General features: G+C 64.8%; 17 protein-coding genes. 10 read left to right on the forward strand and 7 right to left on the reverse strand.

The annotated features are described in order from the left end of the window. Nucleotides 1-27: 27 nt before the first annotated feature. From OKQ63_RS22005 to OKQ63_RS22020, 4 genes are read right to left on the reverse strand one after another with little or no spacing between them, the layout of a single operon-like run. On the reverse strand, nucleotides 28-1,086 hold the full coding sequence (locus OKQ63_RS22005) for an extracellular solute-binding protein (RefSeq protein WP_264211121.1): 1,059 nt from the start codon (nucleotides 1,084-1,086) through the stop codon (nucleotides 28-30). Between the two features lie 20 nt (nucleotides 1,087-1,106). Next, nucleotides 1,107-2,207 carry an ABC transporter ATP-binding protein gene (locus OKQ63_RS22010; RefSeq protein WP_264211122.1) on the reverse strand — a complete coding sequence of 367 codons (1,101 nt, stop codon included), beginning with the start codon at nucleotides 2,205-2,207 and terminating at the stop codon, nucleotides 1,107-1,109. A 14-nt stretch (nucleotides 2,208-2,221) separates the two neighbouring features. Continuing rightward, nucleotides 2,222-3,025 (reverse strand): ABC transporter permease, encoded by an 804-nt coding sequence (locus OKQ63_RS22015; protein WP_264211123.1) that lies wholly within the window; start codon nucleotides 3,023-3,025, stop codon nucleotides 2,222-2,224. After that, nucleotides 3,022-3,885 (reverse strand): ABC transporter permease, encoded by an 864-nt coding sequence (locus OKQ63_RS22020; protein ID WP_264213989.1) that lies wholly within the window; start codon nucleotides 3,883-3,885, stop codon nucleotides 3,022-3,024. Before OKQ63_RS22020 ends, OKQ63_RS22015 begins: the two co-directional genes overlap by 4 nt. A 243-nt stretch (nucleotides 3,886-4,128) precedes the next feature. On the opposite strand from OKQ63_RS22020, the gene OKQ63_RS22025 reads away from it, so the two are divergent. Then, nucleotides 4,129-4,770, forward strand: coding sequence for a TetR family transcriptional regulator C-terminal domain-containing protein (locus OKQ63_RS22025; RefSeq protein WP_264213990.1), 642 nt, complete (start codon nucleotides 4,129-4,131; stop codon nucleotides 4,768-4,770). A 32-nt stretch (nucleotides 4,771-4,802) separates the two neighbouring features. On the opposite strand, the gene OKQ63_RS22030 is transcribed toward OKQ63_RS22025, so the two are convergent. Together OKQ63_RS22030 and speB are read right to left on the reverse strand one after the other, a co-directional pair. After that, the gene (locus OKQ63_RS22030; protein WP_264213991.1) at nucleotides 4,803-5,888 is read right to left on the reverse strand and encodes an extracellular solute-binding protein; all 1,086 of its coding nucleotides are present in this window, start codon (nucleotides 5,886-5,888) and stop codon (nucleotides 4,803-4,805) included. Between the two features lie 25 nt (nucleotides 5,889-5,913). Continuing rightward, complete coding sequence (gene speB / locus OKQ63_RS22035) at nucleotides 5,914-6,885, reverse strand: agmatinase (RefSeq protein WP_264213992.1); 972 nt, start codon at nucleotides 6,883-6,885, stop codon at nucleotides 5,914-5,916. A 150-nt stretch (nucleotides 6,886-7,035) separates the two neighbouring features. On the opposite strand from speB, the gene OKQ63_RS22040 reads away from it, so the two are divergent. The 3 genes from OKQ63_RS22040 (at nucleotide 7,036) to OKQ63_RS22050 (ending at nucleotide 10,631) form a co-directional block, all read left to right on the forward strand. After that, the gene (locus OKQ63_RS22040; protein WP_264213993.1) at nucleotides 7,036-7,785 is read left to right on the forward strand and encodes a helix-turn-helix transcriptional regulator; all 750 of its coding nucleotides are present in this window, start codon (nucleotides 7,036-7,038) and stop codon (nucleotides 7,783-7,785) included. 374 nt (nucleotides 7,786-8,159) lie between these two features. After that, entirely contained in the window at nucleotides 8,160-8,933 is a 774-nt protein-coding gene (locus OKQ63_RS22045; protein WP_264213994.1) for an inositol monophosphatase family protein, read from the forward strand. Nucleotides 8,934-8,936: 3 nt separating this feature from the next. Next, nucleotides 8,937-10,631, forward strand: coding sequence for a Na/Pi cotransporter family protein (locus OKQ63_RS22050; protein ID WP_264213995.1), 1,695 nt, complete (start codon nucleotides 8,937-8,939; stop codon nucleotides 10,629-10,631). A 51-nt stretch (nucleotides 10,632-10,682) separates the two neighbouring features. On the opposite strand, the gene OKQ63_RS22055 is transcribed toward OKQ63_RS22050, so the two are convergent. After that, nucleotides 10,683-11,486: a helix-turn-helix transcriptional regulator gene (locus OKQ63_RS22055; protein WP_264213997.1), complete on the reverse strand. Its 804-nt coding sequence runs from the start codon at nucleotides 11,484-11,486 to the stop codon at nucleotides 10,683-10,685. A gap of 128 nt (nucleotides 11,487-11,614) precedes the next feature. Between OKQ63_RS22055 and OKQ63_RS22060 the strand changes: the two genes are divergently transcribed. The 6 genes from OKQ63_RS22060 (at nucleotide 11,615) to OKQ63_RS22085 (ending at nucleotide 19,011) form a co-directional block, all read left to right on the forward strand. Further along, nucleotides 11,615-13,594, forward strand: a complete 1,980-nt coding sequence (locus tag OKQ63_RS22060; RefSeq protein WP_264213998.1) for a CocE/NonD family hydrolase — start codon at nucleotides 11,615-11,617, stop codon at nucleotides 13,592-13,594. A gap of 22 nt (nucleotides 13,595-13,616) precedes the next feature. Continuing rightward, a complete protein-coding gene (locus OKQ63_RS22065; RefSeq protein ID WP_264213999.1) occupies nucleotides 13,617-15,179 on the forward strand; it encodes an ABC transporter substrate-binding protein in 1,563 nt (520 codons plus the stop codon). 92 nt (nucleotides 15,180-15,271) lie between these two features. Next, on the forward strand, nucleotides 15,272-16,210 hold the full coding sequence (locus tag OKQ63_RS22070) for an ABC transporter permease (protein ID WP_264214000.1): 939 nt from the start codon (nucleotides 15,272-15,274) through the stop codon (nucleotides 16,208-16,210). A 10-nt stretch (nucleotides 16,211-16,220) separates the two neighbouring features. Then, complete coding sequence (locus OKQ63_RS22075) at nucleotides 16,221-17,114, forward strand: ABC transporter permease (protein ID WP_264214001.1); 894 nt, start codon at nucleotides 16,221-16,223, stop codon at nucleotides 17,112-17,114. Next, on the forward strand, nucleotides 17,111-18,091 hold the full coding sequence (locus tag OKQ63_RS22080; protein ID WP_264214002.1) for an ABC transporter ATP-binding protein: 981 nt from the start codon (nucleotides 17,111-17,113) through the stop codon (nucleotides 18,089-18,091). Before OKQ63_RS22075 ends, OKQ63_RS22080 begins: the two co-directional genes overlap by 4 nt. Beyond that, nucleotides 18,088-19,011: an oligopeptide/dipeptide ABC transporter ATP-binding protein gene (locus OKQ63_RS22085; protein ID WP_264214003.1), complete on the forward strand. Its 924-nt coding sequence runs from the start codon at nucleotides 18,088-18,090 to the stop codon at nucleotides 19,009-19,011. The genes OKQ63_RS22080 and OKQ63_RS22085 overlap by 4 nt, the downstream gene beginning before the upstream one ends. Nucleotides 19,012-19,018: the final 7 nt, after the last annotated feature.

Here is a 19,018-nt window from a genome sequence, read left to right on the forward strand (position 1 = left end):
GGGGCGCGGGGCGTGGCGCGGGGCGGATCAGAAGCCGGCCTTGATGCGTTCGAACTCCTTGAGCATCCGGCCCTCGAGCTCCGGGGTCACCGCGTCGAAGAACAGGCTGTCCTCGAAGAAGCTGTTCACATCGCCAAAGCCGTAGGTCTGGATCAGCTCGGGGTCGGCAGAGGCGAAGGCGTCGGCATTGGCGTGGGCATAGCCCCAGTTCTCGATGATGTATTTGCCGCTTCCTTCCGCGCTCAGCGCGTTCAGCATGTCATAGACCTGCTCGTCGCTCCGGGTCGAGGACTGCAGATGCACATAGCCGCAGACCCAGGTGGCGATGCCCTTGCCGACGTCGCGCATCATCCGGGCCGGGGTTTCGTTCCAGATCAGGTTCAGCTCCGACTGGTTCCAGCCCCAGCCCATGGTGACCTCGCCCGAGGCCAGCGCCTGGTCCAGCTGGCCCGCATCGGACCAGTAGAAGCGCACGTTGGGGTGGATCTGGCGCAGGAAATCGGACGCCTTCTGGAATTCCGCGTCCGACATGTCCGTATAGCTGGAGGCGCCGGTGGCCAAAGCCGCCATCGCATAGGCCGAAGACGCGGCATCCGGAATGGCGATCTTGCCCTGATGGGCGGGATCCGCCAGCAATTGCAGCGAGACGTCACCCTCGGCGATCTGGTCGGTGCGGTAGATCAGCCCGGTGTTGCCCCATTCAAACGGCACCATGTAGGTCTGGCCATCGATGGTGACGCCGTCGACCTCCTTGATCTGCGGCAAGAGCTTGTCCCAGTTGGCGATCTTCGAGGTGTCGATCGGCTTGATCAGATCCGCGGCCACCCATTTGCGCAGCGCATCGGTGCAGGGGTGGGCCAGATCGGCGGCAAAGCCCGATTGCAGCTTGGTGAAGGCCTCCTCGACGCTGCCGAAGTAGGTGTAGCTGGGGGCGCCGCCGTATTTTGCGACGTAATCGCCGTAGAACCCCTGGTCCTCGTAGCCGGACCAGTCAAAGACCGACAGGCTGGCCGCATCGGCGGCGGCGAGGCCTGCCGAGGCGGCCAGGGCTGCGGCAGCCGCCAGTGCCGTGTTGAAATGCGTCATGTGATTTCCTCCCTTTATTCTCATGTCTCGCGGGCGCCGAGGTCGATGACGGAGGCGTTCTGCACCCCGAGCCAGACCGGATCGCCCTGCTTGTGATCAACCGTGTGGAAGTAGTTCGGCACCGACACCGCGATGGGCTGCTGCAGCCCCTCGGCAGTGACGTGGTAGTGCACGTTCTCGCCGTAGAAGGCGGCGTTGGCGACGGTGCCCTGCAGGTAGCCGTCATAGCCGTCGGGCTTTTGCGCCGAGATCTCCAGCTGCTCGGGACGGATGCCCGCCAGCAGCTGCGGCCCGCGCCGCGCCACATTGGGGTTCACGTCGATGGCGAGCGGGCCGAACCCCTGCACCTCGGCCTGCAGCTTGCCGTTCACCTCGCCGGTCACGGCGGCGTCGAGGAAGTTCATGCCGCCGATGAAGGCGGCCACCTCCCGGCTGCAGGGGCGGGCATAGAGCACCTCGGGCTTGTCGACCTGCTTGAGCCGGCCCTGGAACATCACGCCGATGCGGTCGGACATGGTCATCGCCTCGTACTGGTCGTGGGTGACCATCACGAAGGTGATCCCGAGCTTCTGCTGCAGGCGGCGCATCTCGAACTGCATCGCCTCGCGCAGGTTCTTGTCGAGCGCCGACAGGGGCTCATCCAGCAGCAGCACCTTGGGCCGCATCACCAGGGCGCGGGCCAGCGCCACCCGCTGGCGCTGGCCGCCCGACAGCTCATCCGCCTTGCGCGCCTGCAGCCCGCCCAGCTCGACCATCTCCAGCGCTTCGGCGACGCGGTCCCTCACCTCCGCCTTGCCAAGGTTCAGCTTGCGCAGGCCGAAGGCCACGTTGTCGCCGACGTTCAGATGCGGAAAGATCGCATAGGACTGGAACACCATGTTGGTGGGGCGCTTGTTGGCCGGGATATGCGCCATCTCCTGGCCCGCGATGCGGATGGTGCCGGCATCATGGTCCTGGAACCCCGCAATCATCCTGAGCGCGGTGGTCTTGCCGCAGCCCGAAGGCCCGAGCAGCGAGAAGAACTCGCCCTCCTTCAGCGCCAGGTTCAGGTCCTTGACCGCGGTGAAGGTGCCAAAGCGCTTTTCCACCCCGGAGATTTCGATGATGTTCTGGCTGGTCATCTGGGTATCCTTCATCAGGCGGATGTGGCGGCGGATTTGGTGGAGCGGCGGCGGAAGTATTCGGCCGTCAGCAGCAAGAGCACCGAGGCCAGCAGCAGCAAGGAGCCAAGCGCCAGCGTGTTCGGCAGCTTCGCCGGGAAGCGGATCTGGCTCCAGATATAGACCGGCAGGGTGGGCTGGTTGCCGGACAGGAAGAAGGCCAGCACGAACTCGTCGAACGACACGGTGAAGGTGACCAGCAGGCTGGCGACGATCCCCGGCGCCACGATCGGCAGGGTCACCCGGCGGAAGGTGCCGATGACGCTCTCGCCCAGGTCGAAGGCGGCTTCCTCCAGCGACTGGTCGAAGTCGTCGAAGGCCGATTTCATGATCGAGACCGCAAACGGCAGCGCCACGAACACATGGCCCAGGATCACCGTGGTCAGCGACGGCTTCAGCCCCAGCGAGATGAACAGCACCAGCATCGACGACGCCACGATGATGCCGGGGATGACCAAGGGCAGCATCACCAGCCCCTCCGACAGCTCGCGCCCCTTGAAGCGGTAGCGCACATAGGCGCGGGCCGCGAACAGCCCCAGCGACGTGGCCACCAGCGCGGTCACCGCGCCGACGATCAGCGAGTTCGCCATCGCCTGCAAAAGCGTGTCCTGCGCGCCCAGCTGGGCGTACCATTTCAGGGTGAAGCCCTTCATCGGGAAGGCGACGATGGTGCCGTCGTTGAAGGAGAACAGCGGCAGCAGCAGCACCGGCAGGTAGAGGAAGGCCAGATAGGCCACCGCATAGGCCAGCAGCCAGGGGAAACGGACGGGTTTGCTCAACGGATCCTCCTCCCCAGGGCGGTGGCCAGGATGACGAACAGGAGGGCGACACAGCCGACCGCGGCCATCGCCGCCAGCGACAGTGTTGCGCCCAGCGGCCAGTTGTTGGCGGGGCCGAACTGCACCTGGATGAGGTTCGCCACCATCTTGCCCTGCGAGCCGCCGACCAGCGACGGCGTCACGTAGTCGCCGACGGTCGGAATGAAGATGATCAGGCTGCCCGCGATGATGCCGGGCACAGACAGCGGCAGGGTGACCCGGCAGAAACGTTCGAGTTTCGAGCAGCCCAGATCGGTGGCCGCCTCCAGAAGCGCGCGGTCGATCTTCTGCAGCGACACATAGATCGGCAGGATCGCAAACGGCGCCCAGGCATGCGCCAGGGTCAGCACCACCGCGAATTCATTGTACAGCAGGAAGGTCAGCGGCTCGTCGATCAGCCCCAGCGAGAGCAGCGCCGAGTTCATCACCCCGTTGAAGCCCAGGATCAGTTTCCAGCTGAACACCCGCAACAGGTAGCTCGACCAGAACGGGATGGTGATCAGCAAGAGCCACAGGGTTTTCTTCCGGGTGCGGAAGGCGATGAAATAGGCAATCGGGTAGGCCAGCGCCACGGTGGCGGCGGTCACCGCGCCGGCAATGGCGATCGAGCGCAGCATCAGGTGGCGCACCAGCGGATCGGTGGCGGCCTCCAGGTAATTCGCCCAGGTCAGCGTCCTGTCCACCTCGACATAGGTCTGGGTCCAGAAGCTGTAGGCCACCAGGATGCCCAGCGGCGCCGCCACCAGCAGCCCCACATAAAGCGACGCCGGGGCGCTCAGCGCCAGGCCCTTGCCTGCTTCGGTTCTGAGAAATCCGGCCATGAGACTCCATTGCTGCGTGATCTGCGGGCGAGGGTTGAAAAATGGACAATCGTCCATCTAAGATTGGCGGCTGGCGGGGCTTGCTGTCAACCGGTTTCTGAAAATAATGGACAACTGTCCATTTTTTCTGGAGAAATGTCCGGATCTGTGCCTAGATTGGACAAATGCCGCAGCTTGCCGCGCCGGCGCAAACCGCGCTACAGCACGCCCAGGCTGCAGACAGGATTGCGAACTCGGGACCAGATGACCGGCAAAAGGGAACAAAACCGCGAGCAGAACCGCCTTGCCCTGATCGGCGCGGTGCTGGATTCGGTGGCGGAAAAGGGGATCTCGGAGACTTCGGTCAGCGAGATCATTCAGCGCGCGGGCCTGTCGCGCGGCATGATCCACTTGCATTTCGGCGGCAAGGACAACCTGGTGCATGCCGCCGCGCATCATTCCTCCGAAGAGTATTACGACGGGCTGGAAGCGCTGCTGCACACAGCTGGCGACAGCGCCCAGGAGCGGATCGAGATGATTGTGCGCGGCGACCTCAGCGAGCGGGTGCTGAACCGGCGCAATGTCAGCATCTGGTATGCCTTCCGCGGCGAGGCCCGCAACCGAAAGGCCATTGCGGAATATTCGGACACCCGCGACGGGCGGCTGCGCAACATGATACACAACGCCTTTTCCAGGATTGTGCGGGAGGCAGGAACCCCCGACCCGTCCGGCGTTGCCCGTGATGCGACCCACGGCACACTGGCGCTGCTCGAAGGCATGTGGACCGACTTCCTGCTGCATCCGGACCGGTTCGACCGGGAGGAGGCAATGCGGATCATCTTCCGCTTCCTGGCAGCGCTGTTCCCGACGCATTTCTCGCTCGCCGGTGCTGTGCGCCCCATATAGGCAGAGGGGGCCGCCGGGCGGCCCCGTGCAGGTCAGATCCCCGATTTCACCTTGGTCCAGGCGCGGGTGCGCTGGCGCAGGGCCCTGGCACCCAGGCTCTTGTCCGGGAACAGGCGGGCCAGCGCGGCCGCGTCCGGGTAAACCCCCGGATCGGACCGGACTTCGGGCAGCACATGGGCATCCGCGGCCGCATTTGCATTGGCAAAAAAGACGGTGTTGGAGACCTCGGCAATCACCTCAGGCCGCAGCATATAGTCGATGAAGTCATAGGCCTGGTCCTTGTTGGGGGCGTCTTCCGGGATCGCCATCAGATCGATCCACATCAGCGTACCCTCCCTGGGAATGGCATAGCGGATTTCGACGCCGTTGTCCGCCTCCAGCGCGCGGGCCTGGGCGATGCCGGCATCGCCGGAATACATCACCGCCAGGCAGACATTGCCCGCGGGCAGATCGGTGGAGGGCTTTTGGTTGTTGAAATAACGGATGTTTTCTGCCGCCCCGGCCAGCAGGTCCTGCGCCTGGGTGATCTCTGCCTGGTCCTCGGAATAGGGGTCAAGCCCAAGGTAGTTCAGGGTGACCGACAGCATCTCGACCGGCGAATCCAGCACTCCCACACCACAGTCCTTGAGCTTGGAGGCGTAATCCGGGTTGAACAGCAGGTCCCAGCTGTCGACGGGCAGATCCCCCAGCCGCTCGGTGACCAGCGCCGGATTGTAGGCGATGCCGATGGTGCCCCAGGTGTAAGGCACCCCCAGCCCGCGCCCGCCCGGGATCTTGTCGAGCGACGCCAGGATGTCCGGGCGCAGGTTGCCGTAATTCTTGAGCCGCGCGGTGTCGATCGGGTGCAGCGCGCCGGCCTGCAACTGGCGCTCGGCGTTGGAGGCGGCGGGGAAAACCACATCATAGCCTGAGCCGCCCGCCAGCATTTTGGTTTCCAGAACCTCGTTGCTGTCGAAATAGTCCAGCGTCACCTTGGTGCCGCTGGCGGCCTCATAGCCGGAGATGGTGGTGCCGCCGAAATAATCCGCCCAGTTGTAGATGGCGAGCTCTCCGGCGGCTGCGGGTGCCGCCAGGGCGGCGGCCAGCAGAGCAGCCGGCGCGAGGGTGTTATTGAACATTTTATCCTCCCTGTTTCGCACTGCCTCAGCGCTGGCCGGAGGGACCGGCCGCGTAGAGGCAGAGCAGATCGTTGGCGATGGTGGCTGCCGCAATGGCGGTGATTTCCGAGATGTCATAGGCTGGCGCGACCTCAACCACATCCATGCCCACCACATCGATGCCCGCCAGCCCGCGGATGATCTCCTGCGCCTGATAGGGGCTGAGGCCGCCAATCACCGGCGTGCCGGTGCCGGGGGCGGAGGCGGGCTCCAGCGCGTCGATGTCGAAGGTGACGTAGGTCTTGCGGTCCCCGACGATGGAGCGGACTTTCTCCGCCACCGCCTCGGGGCCGGTTTTCTGCACCTCGATGGCGTCGATGATGTTCATGCCCATCGGGTCGGGATTGTGGGTGCGGATGCCGATCTGGACCGAGCGGGCCGGGTCCACCAGCCCTTCGCGGATGGCGTGCCACAGCATGGTGCCGTGGTCGATGCGGCCTTCCTCATCGGCCCAGGTGTCGGAATGGGCGTCGAACTGGATCAGGCTGAGGGGGCCATGCTTTTCCACATGCGCCTTCAGCAGCGGATAGGTGATGAAGTGGTCGCCGCCGATCGACAGCAGCGCGGTATCTGTCTCCAGCACATCGCGGGCGGCCTGGGCGATCTGCCCCGGCACCTTGTGGGGGTAGCCATAATCGAACTCGCAATCGCCGTAATCAACCACCCGCAGCGCCTCATAGGGGTCAGCTTCCCAGGGCCAGGGCTTGGACCAGGAGATATGGCTGGAGCCCGACCGCACCGCGCGGGGACCGAGCCGAGTGCCGGAGCGGCTGGAGACCGACAGGTCGAAGGGCACGCCCATCACCGCCACATCGGCGCCGCTCAGTCCGCGGGTATAGCGGCGGCGCATGAAGCTGAGCGCGCCGGCATAGCTGGCCTCGGCAATCACCCCGCGGTCGGTTGCGCGGGTAAAGGCCAGGTCGCCCTGCACGGGGTTCACACTGGAGGTATCGGTCATCTGGGGCTCCGTAGGGTTGGAAATTTGCTTTGGCCCCCAGTTTGAAATCCGCGCTTATGCCGGTAAACTGGGCAAAGGATATATATCTATAGGTATAGTATGCACACGGAGACCCAATTCCCTCCGCTGCCCGGCCCGTGGGCGGATGCCATGGCGGCGCTGGCAGAGATGATCGGTACCGAGCGCTTCCCCGGCGCCCTGCGGCAGATCCTGCGCCAATGCTGCAATTTCGATTCGATGATCATTTCGCGTTACGAGGGCGCGCGGCCGCCGGTGTCGCTGTATCAGGACCTCGATGAGCTGCAGGCGGCCATCACGGTGGAGTTCTACGCCAGCGGCCCCTATCTGCTGGACCCGCTCTATCAGGCCTGCCGCAACGGCTGCACGCCGGGCGCCTACCGGCTGATGGACCTGGCGCCGGAGGCCTTCTACCGCTCGGAATACTACCGCGCCTTTTACCGCAAGATCAGCATCAGCGACGAGATCGGCGTGCTGCTGCAAGACGGGGCAGAGAGCTGGTTCATCGTTTCGCTCGCCCGGTTTGCCCGCCAGCAGCGGTTCGAAGCGGCGGACACGGACCGGTTGAATGCGGTGTTCGGCGTGATTTCCGCCGCCATCCGGCGGCAATGGGGGCAGGCGGAAGCGGCCGCGCAAGGGTTCCAGCAGGCCGGCTGGGAAGACCGGATGCAGACTTTCGGCACCGGCGTGCTCAGCCCGCGCGAGCGGGAGGTGGTGCAGCTGATCCTGCAAGGCCATTCGACACCCTCTGCCGCGGCCTATCTGGGCATTGCCGAGGGCACGGTGAAGGTGCACCGGCACCACGCCTATTCCAAGCTGGGGATCGCGTCGCAGGCAGAGCTGTTTTCCCTGGCCACCCGGCATCTCGCTGGCGCCGTGTAGCGCCGGAAGCGAGCCGGGCACCGGTTCCGGTCTGCGGCTTGCTGGGGTCCAGCTGCAAGGTTGCAGTGTCTCTGCCATGCCCGCGAAATCCGGTCAAAAGCTCACTCAAAAATCCGGGAATTCACACAGAATTGCAAAAATTTCAGCGAAGTAACGGTCAAAAATCAACTTTACTGTTGACCAAACCCACAGTTTCGAGAATTTTGACCAGCAAGTTGGGATTCGCGGATGGGCCGGGCGGCCCCGGCAATCCGCCAAGGCAGAGAGCCTGCTGGAGGTGGCGCAGCGCTTTGGCAGCATCGGAACCGCATCCGGACCAGCCATCCGCCGCTCAGCTGCCAGGGCAAGAAACTATTGGGATGGAACCTGAACCGATGCAGAAGACACTGGATTACACCGAACACGCGGTCCGGGTAGCAGAAATCGCCGCCGAGGCTGCCCGCGGCTATTTCCGCGGGCGTCTGGGGGTCGAGTTCAAGGAAGACGAGAGCCCCGTCACCCAAGCCGACAAGGGAGTGGAAGCAAAGGTACGCGCCTATCTGGAGCACCATTTCCCGGATCATGGCATCTTTGGCGAAGAGCACGGCTTTGACGGTGCTGACCGGGAGGATGTCTGGATCATCGATCCGATCGACGGCACCCGCTCCTTTCTGTCCGGCCATCCGCTGTTCGGCTTTCTGCTGGGCTACCTGAAAGGCGGCCTTCCCCAGCTTGGTGTGATCGGTATGCCGGCCCTCGGGGAGACCTTCCTGGGCGTGCGCGGCCAAGGTGCGACGCTGAACGGCACGCCTGTCCATGTCTCGAGCCAGACCCGGCTGCAGCAGTCGGTCCTGTTCGTGAACGAAGGCGACAAGATCCACCGCGATTGCCCGCAGCTGTTCGAGCGGCTGATGCATTCCGGCCAGACCCGCCGATTTGCCTACGACTGTTACCCGCACGCGCTGCTGGCGGCGGGGCATGTGGATGCCGTGATCGACTATGACTTGCAGCCGTATGACTACCTGCCGGTTCTGGCGGTGGTCGAGGCGGCAGGCGGGGTGATGACGGATTGGGATGGCGCGCCGCTGGGGCTGGACTCCGATGGCCGGGTGATTTCAGCGGCCACACCGGAACTGCACGCCGACATGCTGGCATTGATCAAGGGGTGACGGATGGCAATTCTAACGCTCCTGATCAGCCTGGCAGGTGCCACGATGCTGCTGCTTTACGCGGTGCGGATGGTGCGGACCGGGATCGAGCGCAGCTATGGCGCCTCGTTCCAGCGGCTGCTGACGGGCCGCCGAAGCCATCTGCAGGCAGGCCTCATGGGGCTGATCCTGGCCATCGTGCTGCAAAGCTCGGCGGCGGTGGCGCTGCTGACCTCCGGCTTTGCCGCCAGCGGCTACCTGGCGTTTCCCACCGGGCTGGCGATCGTGCTGGGCGGCGATCTGGGCTCGGCGCTGATCATCCAGATCCTGTCGTTCAAGCTCGACTGGCTGGTGCCGGTGCTGCTGGCGGCGGGCGGCTACCTGTTTGTCAAGACCGAGGCCAAGAAGGCGCGCCAGCTGGGGCGGATCCTGATGGGAATTGCCTTCATATTGATTTCGCTCAGGTTTCTGCGCGAGGCAATGGACCCGATCCGCGACAGCGCCTTCCTGCCGGCCGTCGCAGGCTACCTGGCGCGCGATTATGTCACCGCCTTCCTGGTCGGCGGCGCGCTGGCCTTTGTGATGCATTCCTCGGTGGCGGCGATCCTGATGTGCGTGACGCTGGTGCAGATCGGCGCGATCCCCTTTGCCGCCGGGCTGTCGCTGGTGCTGGGGGCGAATTTCGGCTCCGCCTTCATTCCGGTCTGGCTGAGCCGCGGCATGGATCTGAAGGCGCGGCGGATCCCTTATGCCAACCTTGCGCTGCGCGGAACCTGGGCGGTGCTCTGCCTGTTCGGCGCCAATCTGGCGCTGCGCCAGGGACTGCTGGGCGATCCGCAGGGCGGGCAGATGCTGGTCAACGCGCATCTCGCCTTCAACGCATCCCTCCTGGCGCTGGCGCTGCCGCTCTGCACGCCATTGGCACCGCTGTTTGAACGGCTGCTGCCGCAGCCGCCGGCGCCGGGAACGGCGGCGCTGCCGGGCCGGCCGGTCAGCGCACTGGATGCGGACACGTCCGGCCCTCCGGCGCAGGCGCTGTTCAGCCTCAAACGCGAACTCCTGCGGATGAGTGACCTTGTCGAGACCATGTTCCAGCCCGCCCTGGAGCTCTACCGGTCAGGCGGCAAGGACGAGATCAAGGCGGTTCAGAGCGTTGATGAAGAGGTCAACGCCTGCCTGTCCGGCATCCGTAAATTTGTCGCAGACCGTCCGGCGGAAGACATCGGCAAGGACACTGCCGACCAGATGCAAGGCCTGATGGAATATGCCATCCGGCTGGAAACCGCAGGTGATGTGGTGGCCAAGCGTCTTGCCGCTCTGGCCGGGGAGAAGCGCAAGAAAGGTGCCGCCTTCTCCAACGAGGGCTGGGGAGAGCTGGTGCAGATGCATGAAAACATCCTGGCCAATCTGAAACTGGCCAAAAACGTGCTGGTCTCGGACGACCTGGAAAGCGCCCGTCTGCTGAGCCTGGAAAAGAGCGAGATCAAGCGGGCCGAGAGCGACAGCCGCAAACGCCATCTGCGGCGGCTGCAGCACGGGGCGGCGGACAGTTTTGAGACCAGCGACATCCATCTGGAAACGCTGCGCGCCTTGCGGGAGTTCAACAGCCATATCGCGGCGGTGGCCTACCCGATCCTGTACCGGCATGGCCAGCTGCTGGAAACCCGCCTGATTGAGGACATGCCGAAACGGACGGGCACCGCGCTTGTGGAAAACTGACGCAGGACAGCGCCCCAAGTGCCGACTTTTGCGCCAGGGTACCGGCTGGGCTCAGAACAGGAAACTGCCGGATGTTTCCGGCAGATCTTCCTTGGCCGGGGTTTCCAGGTAATTTCTGACGGTCGGGTCGATCCGCGGGCTGCGCACCGGGTAGACACCGCAGGCGGCAATCGCTTCGCGCGCCGAGACCCGCTCATCCAGCCGTTTCCAGATCGTCCGCGCCGCATAGGGACGCGGGAACGGCCGCCACGCCACCCCCATGGTCATCCCCCGCAGGTATTTCAGCTGCTGGCGGTGGGCGGAAAACAGAATGGTCTGCGCCACGCTGCCTTCGCGGGCGCGCTCGTGCTCGGTGATGAACAGCCGGTTGCCGCGCAGCGTCACCAGCCCCTGGTAGCGCGAGATCTGCCGGATGCTCTGCTCCGGATCATGGGCAATTTCCAGGTTGCGCGACAGGATCAGCCCGTCCTTTTCGGTGAACCGTGCCAGCGCGCAGAAGATCCCCTCTCCCCAGGAAGGCGTGTGGAAATAAGCGTGGTAGAAGCCGAGATAGCGTTTCAGATTGCGCTGCTGGCCGCGGAAAGGGGCCAGAAACTGTTCGCCCGGACTGTGCTGCACCGGTCCTGCCGCTTCGGCCAGCCGGGTTTCGAACTCTGCACTGGCGGCAAACAGCTGCGCTTCCGGGAGTGCAAAATAGCGCGCAATGCGGCGCAGGTTGTGCGCCGCGGGCAGGCTGCTGCCATTGAGGTAGCGGTTGAATTGCTGGCGGTTGATTCCGATCTCGCGGCAGATCTGCGCGATGCTGCCATGCTCGGCGCAGAGCGAGCGCAGGTTTTCTGAAAAATTATCGGGCAATGGCCGGATTCCTTCGCTTTCTGACGCGGGTTCAGATCATATAACGTCAGTTCGCGCATGTTCGCACAGTTCCGTATTTGGGAAAACCGGGTTTTCTGGAGGCATTGACACCCTGCCCAGAGACCGCAATGCAAGATGCCCGCCCCAAAGACCACTGGATCCCGATGCCGGATGGACGCCGGCTGGCGGCGCGTCTGTGGCTGCCGGAGGGCACGGGGCCGTTTCCCGCGATCCTGGAGTATCTGCCCTGCTGCAAGCGTGACGGCACCGCAGCGCGGGACGAGACCACGCACCGGGTGTTTGCCGCGGAAGGCTATGCCTGCGTGCGGGTGGATATTGCCGGGACCGGTGACAGCGAAGGGGTGTTCGATGACGAATATTCCCAACAGGAGCTGCGCGACGGCGAGGCGGTGCTGGCCTGGATTGCGGCGCAGCCCTGGTGCACCGGCCGGGTGGGGATGATCGGCATCGGCTGGGGCGGCTCCAACGGGCTGCAGCTGGCCGTCCGCCGCCCCGAGGCGTTGAAGGCCGTGGTGGCGGTGGCCTCCACCGTCGACCGCTATGGGGATGACATCCACTATATGGGGGGCTGCCTGCTGAGCGGCAATGCCGCTTGGGGCGCCCGGATGTTTGCCTGTCTGACCCGGCCCGCCGATCCCCGGCTGCGTCCGGACTGGCGCGAAGACTGGATCGCCCGGATGGAAGAGGTGCCCTTCCTGGCGGCGGACTGGCTGAAGCATCCGCTGCGGGACGGCTATTGGCAGCATGGCTCGGTCAGCGGGGACTGGTCTGCAATCCAGGTGCCGGTGCTGGCAATCACCGGCTGGGCCGATCCTTACGTGAACGCGCCGCCTGCGCTGGCAGCCAATCTGCAAGGTCCCGCCAAGGCGCTGATCGGCCCGTGGGAGCACTGCTATACGCATCTCTCCCGGCTGGATGCGGCGGATTTCCATTCCGAGGTGCTCGGCTGGTTCGACCGCTGGCTGAAGCAGGAGGAAAACGGCGCCGAGGACCTGCCCGCCTGCCGCACCTATATGCAGGAGCATTTCAATCCGGCGGCGCGGAACACCCCGCGGCAGGGGCGCTGGGTGGCGGAGGCGGAATGGCCCTCGCCCAACGTGTCCGAAGAGGTCTGGCATCTGGTGTCCGGCGGCTTTGCTGCGGCGGCGGGGCAGGGGATGCTGGCCGTCCGCTCGCCCGCCCATGCGGGTCAGGCTGCCGGGTCTTTCTGCCCGGGCATGCACATCGGCCATGAACTGGCGGGCGATCAGGCGGAGGATGACGCCCTGTCGGTCTGCTTTGACAGTGAAGCCTTGAACGCACCGCTGGAGCTGCTGGGCCGGGCACGGCTGAAACTGCGGGTCTCGGCGGACAAGCCGGTGGCGCAGATCGTGGCGCGGCTGTGCGATGTCTCGCCCGAGGGTGTGTCGCAGCGGATAAGCTACAGGGCGTTGAACCTGACGCATCTCAGCAGCCATGAGGCGCTGGAGGCGTTGGTGCCAGGACAAATCTGCGAGGCGGAGATTGTGCTCAATCAGTGCGCGCACCGCTTGCGGGCAGGCCACAGGCTGCGGCTGGCGCTTACTACCTCTTACTGGCCGACCGTTTGGCCCGCGCCGGAGGCTGCGGCGGTCACCCTGTATCTGGAGGGCAGCGCGCTGTATTTGCCCGTCCGCGCGGTGCAGGAGGAGATTGCCCCGGCCAACCCCGGCCCCGCGCAGGATTTCCCGGTGCTGGCCGCGGAGCAACTCCGCACGCCGTCCAGCCGGTCAAAACGAAAGGTGCTGGAGGATGGCACCGTAGTGCTGGAGACCTTCGACGACTTTGGCGAGGCTCGAAACCCCGATCACGGGCTGGCCACCGGCAGCCATGCCACTGCGCGTTATGCCATCCACCCGAATGACCAGGCCTCGGCCCGGTTCGAGACGCAGTGGCGTTTCACCTTTGAACGGGACGGCTGGCAGATCGCCATCGATACCGAAAGCACCATGTATTGCGACAGGAAGAATTTCCATCTGACCCGCAAACTGCGCGCAACGGAAAGCGCGGATGAAACCGAGGTCCTGGCAAAGGAATGGGCTGAAACCCTTCCGCGCGGGCTTCTTTGATCTGATCTTAAGGGAGGAAACCATGAAGATCGAATGGACCAAGACGCCGGTGGGACGGCGCAAGTTTCTCAAGGGCGCCACCGCGCTGGGGGCGGCTGCGGCCTTGCCGATGGGCCTCGGCAGCCGCGCCATGGCGGCAGACGGCGGCACCCTGCGGGTGCGCTCTTACGGCGATCTGCAAAGCATCGATCCGGCCTTTTCCAAAGGCGTGATCGACGAGGAGATCCACGCCTCGATCTACAACAAGCTGATCCAGTACAAGCCGGGCCGCGAGTGGGACTGGCAGATGGACGCGGCCGCGATGATCGAACAGGGCGACGAGACCCACATCAAATTCGCGCTGCGCGACGACATCGGCTTCACAAACGGTTTTGGCGCGATGACCGCCGAAGACGTCAAATTCAGCTTTGAGCGGATCGTGGCGGAAGAGACAGAAAGCCCGAACAAGCCCGACATGGGCCCTCTGAGCCACGTCGAAGTGACCGGCGAACGCGAAGGCACCATCGTGCTGAAAGAGCCGTTTGCGCCGCTCTGGAGCATCGCGCTGCCCTATATCACCGGCAATATCGTGTCGAAAAAGGCCTGGGAAGCCGCGGGCGGCAAGGCGACAACCGATCCGGTGGCAGAATCCGGCCCCTACCTGCGCGACAGCTGGTTGCCCAAGGAAAAGACCGTGCTGAAGCGCAATCCGGACTGGAAGGGCGAGGCACCGGCCTGGGACACCATCGAAATCCTGCCGATTGACGACGAGAACACCGCCGAGATCGCCTTTGAGGCCGGCGAGCTGGACTTTACCCGCGTCTCGCTGGGGTCGGTTCAGCGATACCGCGACGGGGTGCCGAACAGCGGCACGCTCTTGGAATACCCGTCGCTGTATTACACTTGGCTGGGCATGAACCTGGATCACCCCAAGCTGCAGAACAAGAAGCTGCGCCAAGCGATCCAGCACGCGATCGACGTGCCATCGGTGCTGGAAGCGGCCTATTTCGGTGCTGTGCAGCCTTCGACCGGCATCATCGCGCCGGGCCTTGCGGGCAACCGCGCGCAGTCGCTGGTGCCGCCGCAGGCGGATTTTGCCAAGGCGGCGGAATTGCTGGCGGAATCCGGTGAAACCAATGTCACCCTCAAGCTCGACACGCTGAACAAGACCACCTTCACCACCGCCGCCCAGGTGATCCAGGCAACGCTGGCGCAGATCGGCATCGCGGTTGAGGTCAACGTGCTGGAATCCGGGGCGTTCTGGGCCAGCGCCGACAATGAGGACCTGCAGCTGGTGCTGAACCGCTACTCGATGACCCCGGATCCGTATTACGCCACCTCCTGGTTCACTACCGAACAGGTCGGCCACTGGAACTGGGAACAGTTCAGCAACGAGGAATTCGACAAGATCCACGCCGAGGCTGCGCAGCTGACCGATCAGGCCAAGAGGGACCAGATGTACCAGCGCGCGCAGGACCTGATGGAAGAGAGCGGCGCCTACCGCTTCCTGACCCATGAGGCAACGCCGGTGGTTCATTCGGCGCATGTCGTGCCGGCGCTGCGGCCCGACGGGCTGGCGCTCCTGCGTTACTTCGGCAAGGCCTGACCCTCCCCCGGGCCTGTCCTGGCACGGCTGCAATTTGCGGTGCAGCCGTGCCGTTTTCCTCCGCACAGCGAATAAAAGGGGGCCATGCGGCCATGTTACTTTATGCAATCCGGCGGTTCGGCCTGGCGCTGCTGATCCTGATCGTGGCGGTCACTGTCATGTTCCTGATGATCCGCGCCGTGCCCGGCGATCCGGTCCAGATCATGCTGGGCCCGCGTGCCACGCCCGAGCTGCAGGCGCGGCTGACGGCTGAGCTGGCGCTGGATCAGCCGATCTGGAAACAGCTTGTCATCTTTTACGGCAATCTTCTGCAGGGCGATCTGGGGATTGATGTGTTCTCGGGCCGGTCGGTGACCGAAATCGTGTTCCAGCAATTGCCGCATACCCTGTGGCTGATCCTGGGATCGATCATCTGGTCCGCCACCCTGGGCATCGGGCTGGGGGCCTATGCCGCCGCGCATCCCAACACGCTGATCGACCGGGTCACCGCGGCGATTTCCGTCAGCTTTGTCGCCGCGCCTGCATTTGTGGTCGCGCTGCTGTCGCTCTTGATCTTTGCGGTGCATCTGCAATGGTTCCCGGCCATCGGCGCCGGCGAAGGCTTCTGGGGCCGCTTGAACCACCTGGTACTGCCGGCCTTTGCCATCGGCCTCAGCTGGGTCGGCTATATCGCCCGGCTGGTGCGCGCCTCGATGCTGGAGGTGATGGGCGAAAGCCACATCCGCACCGCCCGCGCCTTTGGCATTCGCGAACGCCGGGTGGTGTTGGTCTATGCGCTGCGCATCGCCATCCTGCCGGTGGTCACGGTGATCGGCGTCGGCATGGGGTTTTTGCTCAGCTCCGCCGTCTTTGCCGAGATCGTCTTTGCCCGCCCCGGCCTGGGCAAGCTGGTGATCGACAGCATCACCACCCGCAACTACCCGATCGTGATGGGATCGGTGCTGATTTCGACCGGCCTGTTCGTGGTGTCCACTGCATTGGCCGACCTGATCAACGCCTGGCTCGATCCCCGCGCCCGCACGGCGAACTGAGGAGGCTGCTATGTCTGACATCCAGTCCGGAACCCTGCCTGCAACCCCATCCCGGCCCCGCTCCGAGCTGGGCCAGATCCTCACCGGCGTCGCCCGCGATCCGCTGGGGCTGATGGGGCTGATCATCGTCGGCACCATCGTGTTCTGCGCTGTCTTTGCCGCGTGGATCGTGCCCTACGACCCCGTGGCAATGAACATCAAGGACCGTCTGCAGGGCCCGTCGCCCGCGCATTTCCTGGGCACCGATCAGCTGGGCCGCGATACATTTTCGCGCGTCATCATGGGCGGCCAGGTGGCCTTGAAGGTGGCGCTGCCCGCCGTCTTTGGCGCCATGGCCATCGGCCTGACGCTGGGCATGATCGCGGGCTACGGGCCGAAATGGCTCGACAACCTTTTGATGCTGCTCTTTGATACCATCCGCTCCTTCCCCACCGTGATGTTTGCGCTGGCCGTGATGGCGCTGGTGGGGCCAAGCCTGCAGACCGTGGTGTTTGTGGTCATGGCAACCTCGATCCCGACTTATGGCCGGGTGGCGCGGACCCAGACGCTCACCTTGCGCAACTCCGAATTCATTCTGGCCGAGCGCTCCATGGGCGCCAGCATGAAGCGCATTCTGGGCGTTCACATGCTGCCCAATATCATCGGGGTGCTGGCGGTGCTGGCGGCGATGGACATCCCGACCGTGATCGCGCTGGAAGCCGGGCTTTCCTTCCTCGGCCTTGGGGTGAAACCGCCAACCCCCAGCTGGGGGGCGCTGCTGAAGGACGGCTATTCACTGATCCGCCAGACCCCGTGGCTGGTGGTGGGCGGCGGGCTGCCGATCATTCTGGCAACGCTTGGCTTCACCTTCCTGGGCGAGTCCCTGCGTGACGTGGTCGACCCGAAATTGAGGAAACAGCGATGACTGACACCCTGCTGGAAATCGACCGCCTCAGCGTCGATTACGAGACCGCCCGCGGCGACCTGCGCGCCTTGCGCGATATCAGCTTTGACGTGCGAAAGGGCGAGATTGTCGGCATCGTCGGCGAGTCGGGATGCGGCAAGTCCACCCTGATCTCCTCGATCCTGCGGCTGACCGCGCCGAACACGCGGTTCCGGCAGGGCGAGGTGCGGTTCAAGGGCGAGGACCTGCTGCAGCTGCCCGAACGCAGGATGCGGGATCTGCGCGGCGCAGATATCTCCATCGTGTTCCAAGACCCGATGCAGACCCACAACCCGGTGCTGTCCATTGGCCGCCAGATGCTGGATATCCAGCACCGCTCCAAGGCATCCAAAGCCGAAAAGCGCGCGCGTGCCGCCAGGATGCTGGGCGCCGTCGGCATTCCCGACCCTGAGGCGCGGCTGGACCAGTTCCCGCATGAGTTCTCCGGCGGCATGCGCCAGCGCATCGCCATCGCCATGGCGCTGATGTCGGAACCTGACCTGCTGATCGCGGATGAGCCGACCACGGCGCTGGATGCCACGCTGGAGGTGCAGATCATCGAGCGCCTGCAGGAGCTGCAACAGGAGTTCGACTGCGCCATCCTGTTCATCTCGCACCATCTGGGCGTGATTGCCGAGCTCTGCGACCGGGTGGTGGTGATGTATGCGGGCGCGGTGGTCGAAAGCGGCGATGTGCGCGAGATCTTCCACGATCCCAAGCACCCCTACACCCGCCGCCTGATCGACTGCGACCCGGGCCACATCAAGGAACGCGCCCGCGTGCTGCCGACCATCCCGGGCGAGGTGCCGGACCTCGCAAACCTGCCCGGCGGCTGCATTTTCCGCGACCGGTGCAATCAGGCGATGCCGCGCTGCGCGGCTGAGGTGCCGCCGCTGAGCCAGCTGGCACCGGGTCGCCACGCCGCTTGCTGGCTGAACCATGAGGAGGCCGCGCAATGACGTTGCTGGATGTGAAAGACCTGAAGACCAGCTATGGCCCAGTCAACGTCCTGGCCGGTGTCAGCTTTACCGTGGAGCCGGGCGAAACCTATGCGCTGGTTGGCGAAAGCGGCTCCGGCAAGACCACGGTGATCCGCGCCATTGCCGGGCTGGCGCCGGCGCAGGAAGGCTCGGTCAGGTTCGAGGGCCGGGAGATCCGCGGCGCCTCGGAGCGCGAACTACGCCCCTTGCGCAAGGACATTGCGATGATGTTCCAGGACCCGGTCGGCAGCCTGTCGCCGCGCCTGACCATCCGCAGCCTGATCACCGAGCCTTACCGCATTCAGGGCATGAAGGACCGCGATCTGGACGCCGAGGCCAAACGGCTTTTGGAGATGGTGAACCTGCCTGCGCATTTTGCGGGCCGCTACCCCTATCAGCTGTCCGGCGGGCAGGCACGGCGGGTGGGTGTTGCCCGCGCCCTGGCGCTGGAGCCGAAGCTGATCCTGGCGGATGAGCCCACCGCGGGTCTGGACGTGTCGGTGCAGGGCGAGCTGTTGAATTTGATGAACGGCCTGCGCGAGCGGCTGGGGCTGGCGATGGTGATCATCACCCATAACCTCAACGTGGTGCGCCACGTGGCCGACCGGATGGGCATCATGTATCTGGGCCGCCTGGTCGAGGAAGGCACCACCGAGGCGATCTTCAAGCAGCCGCGCCACCCCTATACCCGCTGCCTGCTGAGTGCCAACCCGGAGCCCGATCCCGACGCGCGGCTGGAGCGCATCGCCCTGAAGGGCGAGCCGCCCAGCCTGCTGAAGCGTCCCTCGGGCTGCGAGTTCCGCGAGCGCTGCCCGTTTGCGCAGGAGATCTGCACCCAAACCCCGCAATGGGAACCCGGCAACGGCCACGGGCTGCGCTGCCTGGCCCCCTTGGGCTGACACACTT

Source organism: Leisingera thetidis, assembly GCF_025857195.1.
GTDB lineage: Bacteria > Pseudomonadota > Alphaproteobacteria > Rhodobacterales > Rhodobacteraceae > Leisingera > Leisingera thetidis.

Coding starts and splice junctions, on each gene's coding strand:
- OKQ63_RS22025 (WP_264213990.1), top strand. CDS start 4,129: ATGACCGGCAAAAGGGAACAAAACCGCGAGCAGAACCGCCTTGCCCTG.
- OKQ63_RS22075 (WP_264214001.1), top strand. CDS start 16,221: ATGTCTGACATCCAGTCCGGAACCCTGCCTGCAACCCCATCCCGGCCC.
- OKQ63_RS22045 (WP_264213994.1), top strand. CDS start 8,160: ATGCAGAAGACACTGGATTACACCGAACACGCGGTCCGGGTAGCAGAA.
- OKQ63_RS22065 (WP_264213999.1), top strand. CDS start 13,617: ATGAAGATCGAATGGACCAAGACGCCGGTGGGACGGCGCAAGTTTCTC.
- OKQ63_RS22005 (WP_264211121.1), bottom strand. CDS start 1,086: ATGACGCATTTCAACACGGCACTGGCGGCTGCCGCAGCCCTGGCCGCC.
- OKQ63_RS22030 (WP_264213991.1), bottom strand. CDS start 5,888: ATGTTCAATAACACCCTCGCGCCGGCTGCTCTGCTGGCCGCCGCCCTG.
- OKQ63_RS22010 (WP_264211122.1), bottom strand. CDS start 2,207: ATGACCAGCCAGAACATCATCGAAATCTCCGGGGTGGAAAAGCGCTTT.
- OKQ63_RS22040 (WP_264213993.1), top strand. CDS start 7,036: ATGGCGGCGCTGGCAGAGATGATCGGTACCGAGCGCTTCCCCGGCGCC.
- OKQ63_RS22080 (WP_264214002.1), top strand. CDS start 17,111: ATGACTGACACCCTGCTGGAAATCGACCGCCTCAGCGTCGATTACGAG.
- OKQ63_RS22020 (WP_264213989.1), bottom strand. CDS start 3,885: ATGGCCGGATTTCTCAGAACCGAAGCAGGCAAGGGCCTGGCGCTGAGC.
- OKQ63_RS22085 (WP_264214003.1), top strand. CDS start 18,088: ATGACGTTGCTGGATGTGAAAGACCTGAAGACCAGCTATGGCCCAGTC.
- OKQ63_RS22070 (WP_264214000.1), top strand. CDS start 15,272: ATGTTACTTTATGCAATCCGGCGGTTCGGCCTGGCGCTGCTGATCCTG.
- speB (WP_264213992.1), bottom strand. CDS start 6,885: ATGACCGATACCTCCAGTGTGAACCCCGTGCAGGGCGACCTGGCCTTT.
- OKQ63_RS22060 (WP_264213998.1), top strand. CDS start 11,615: ATGCAAGATGCCCGCCCCAAAGACCACTGGATCCCGATGCCGGATGGA.
- OKQ63_RS22050 (WP_264213995.1), top strand. CDS start 8,937: ATGGCAATTCTAACGCTCCTGATCAGCCTGGCAGGTGCCACGATGCTG.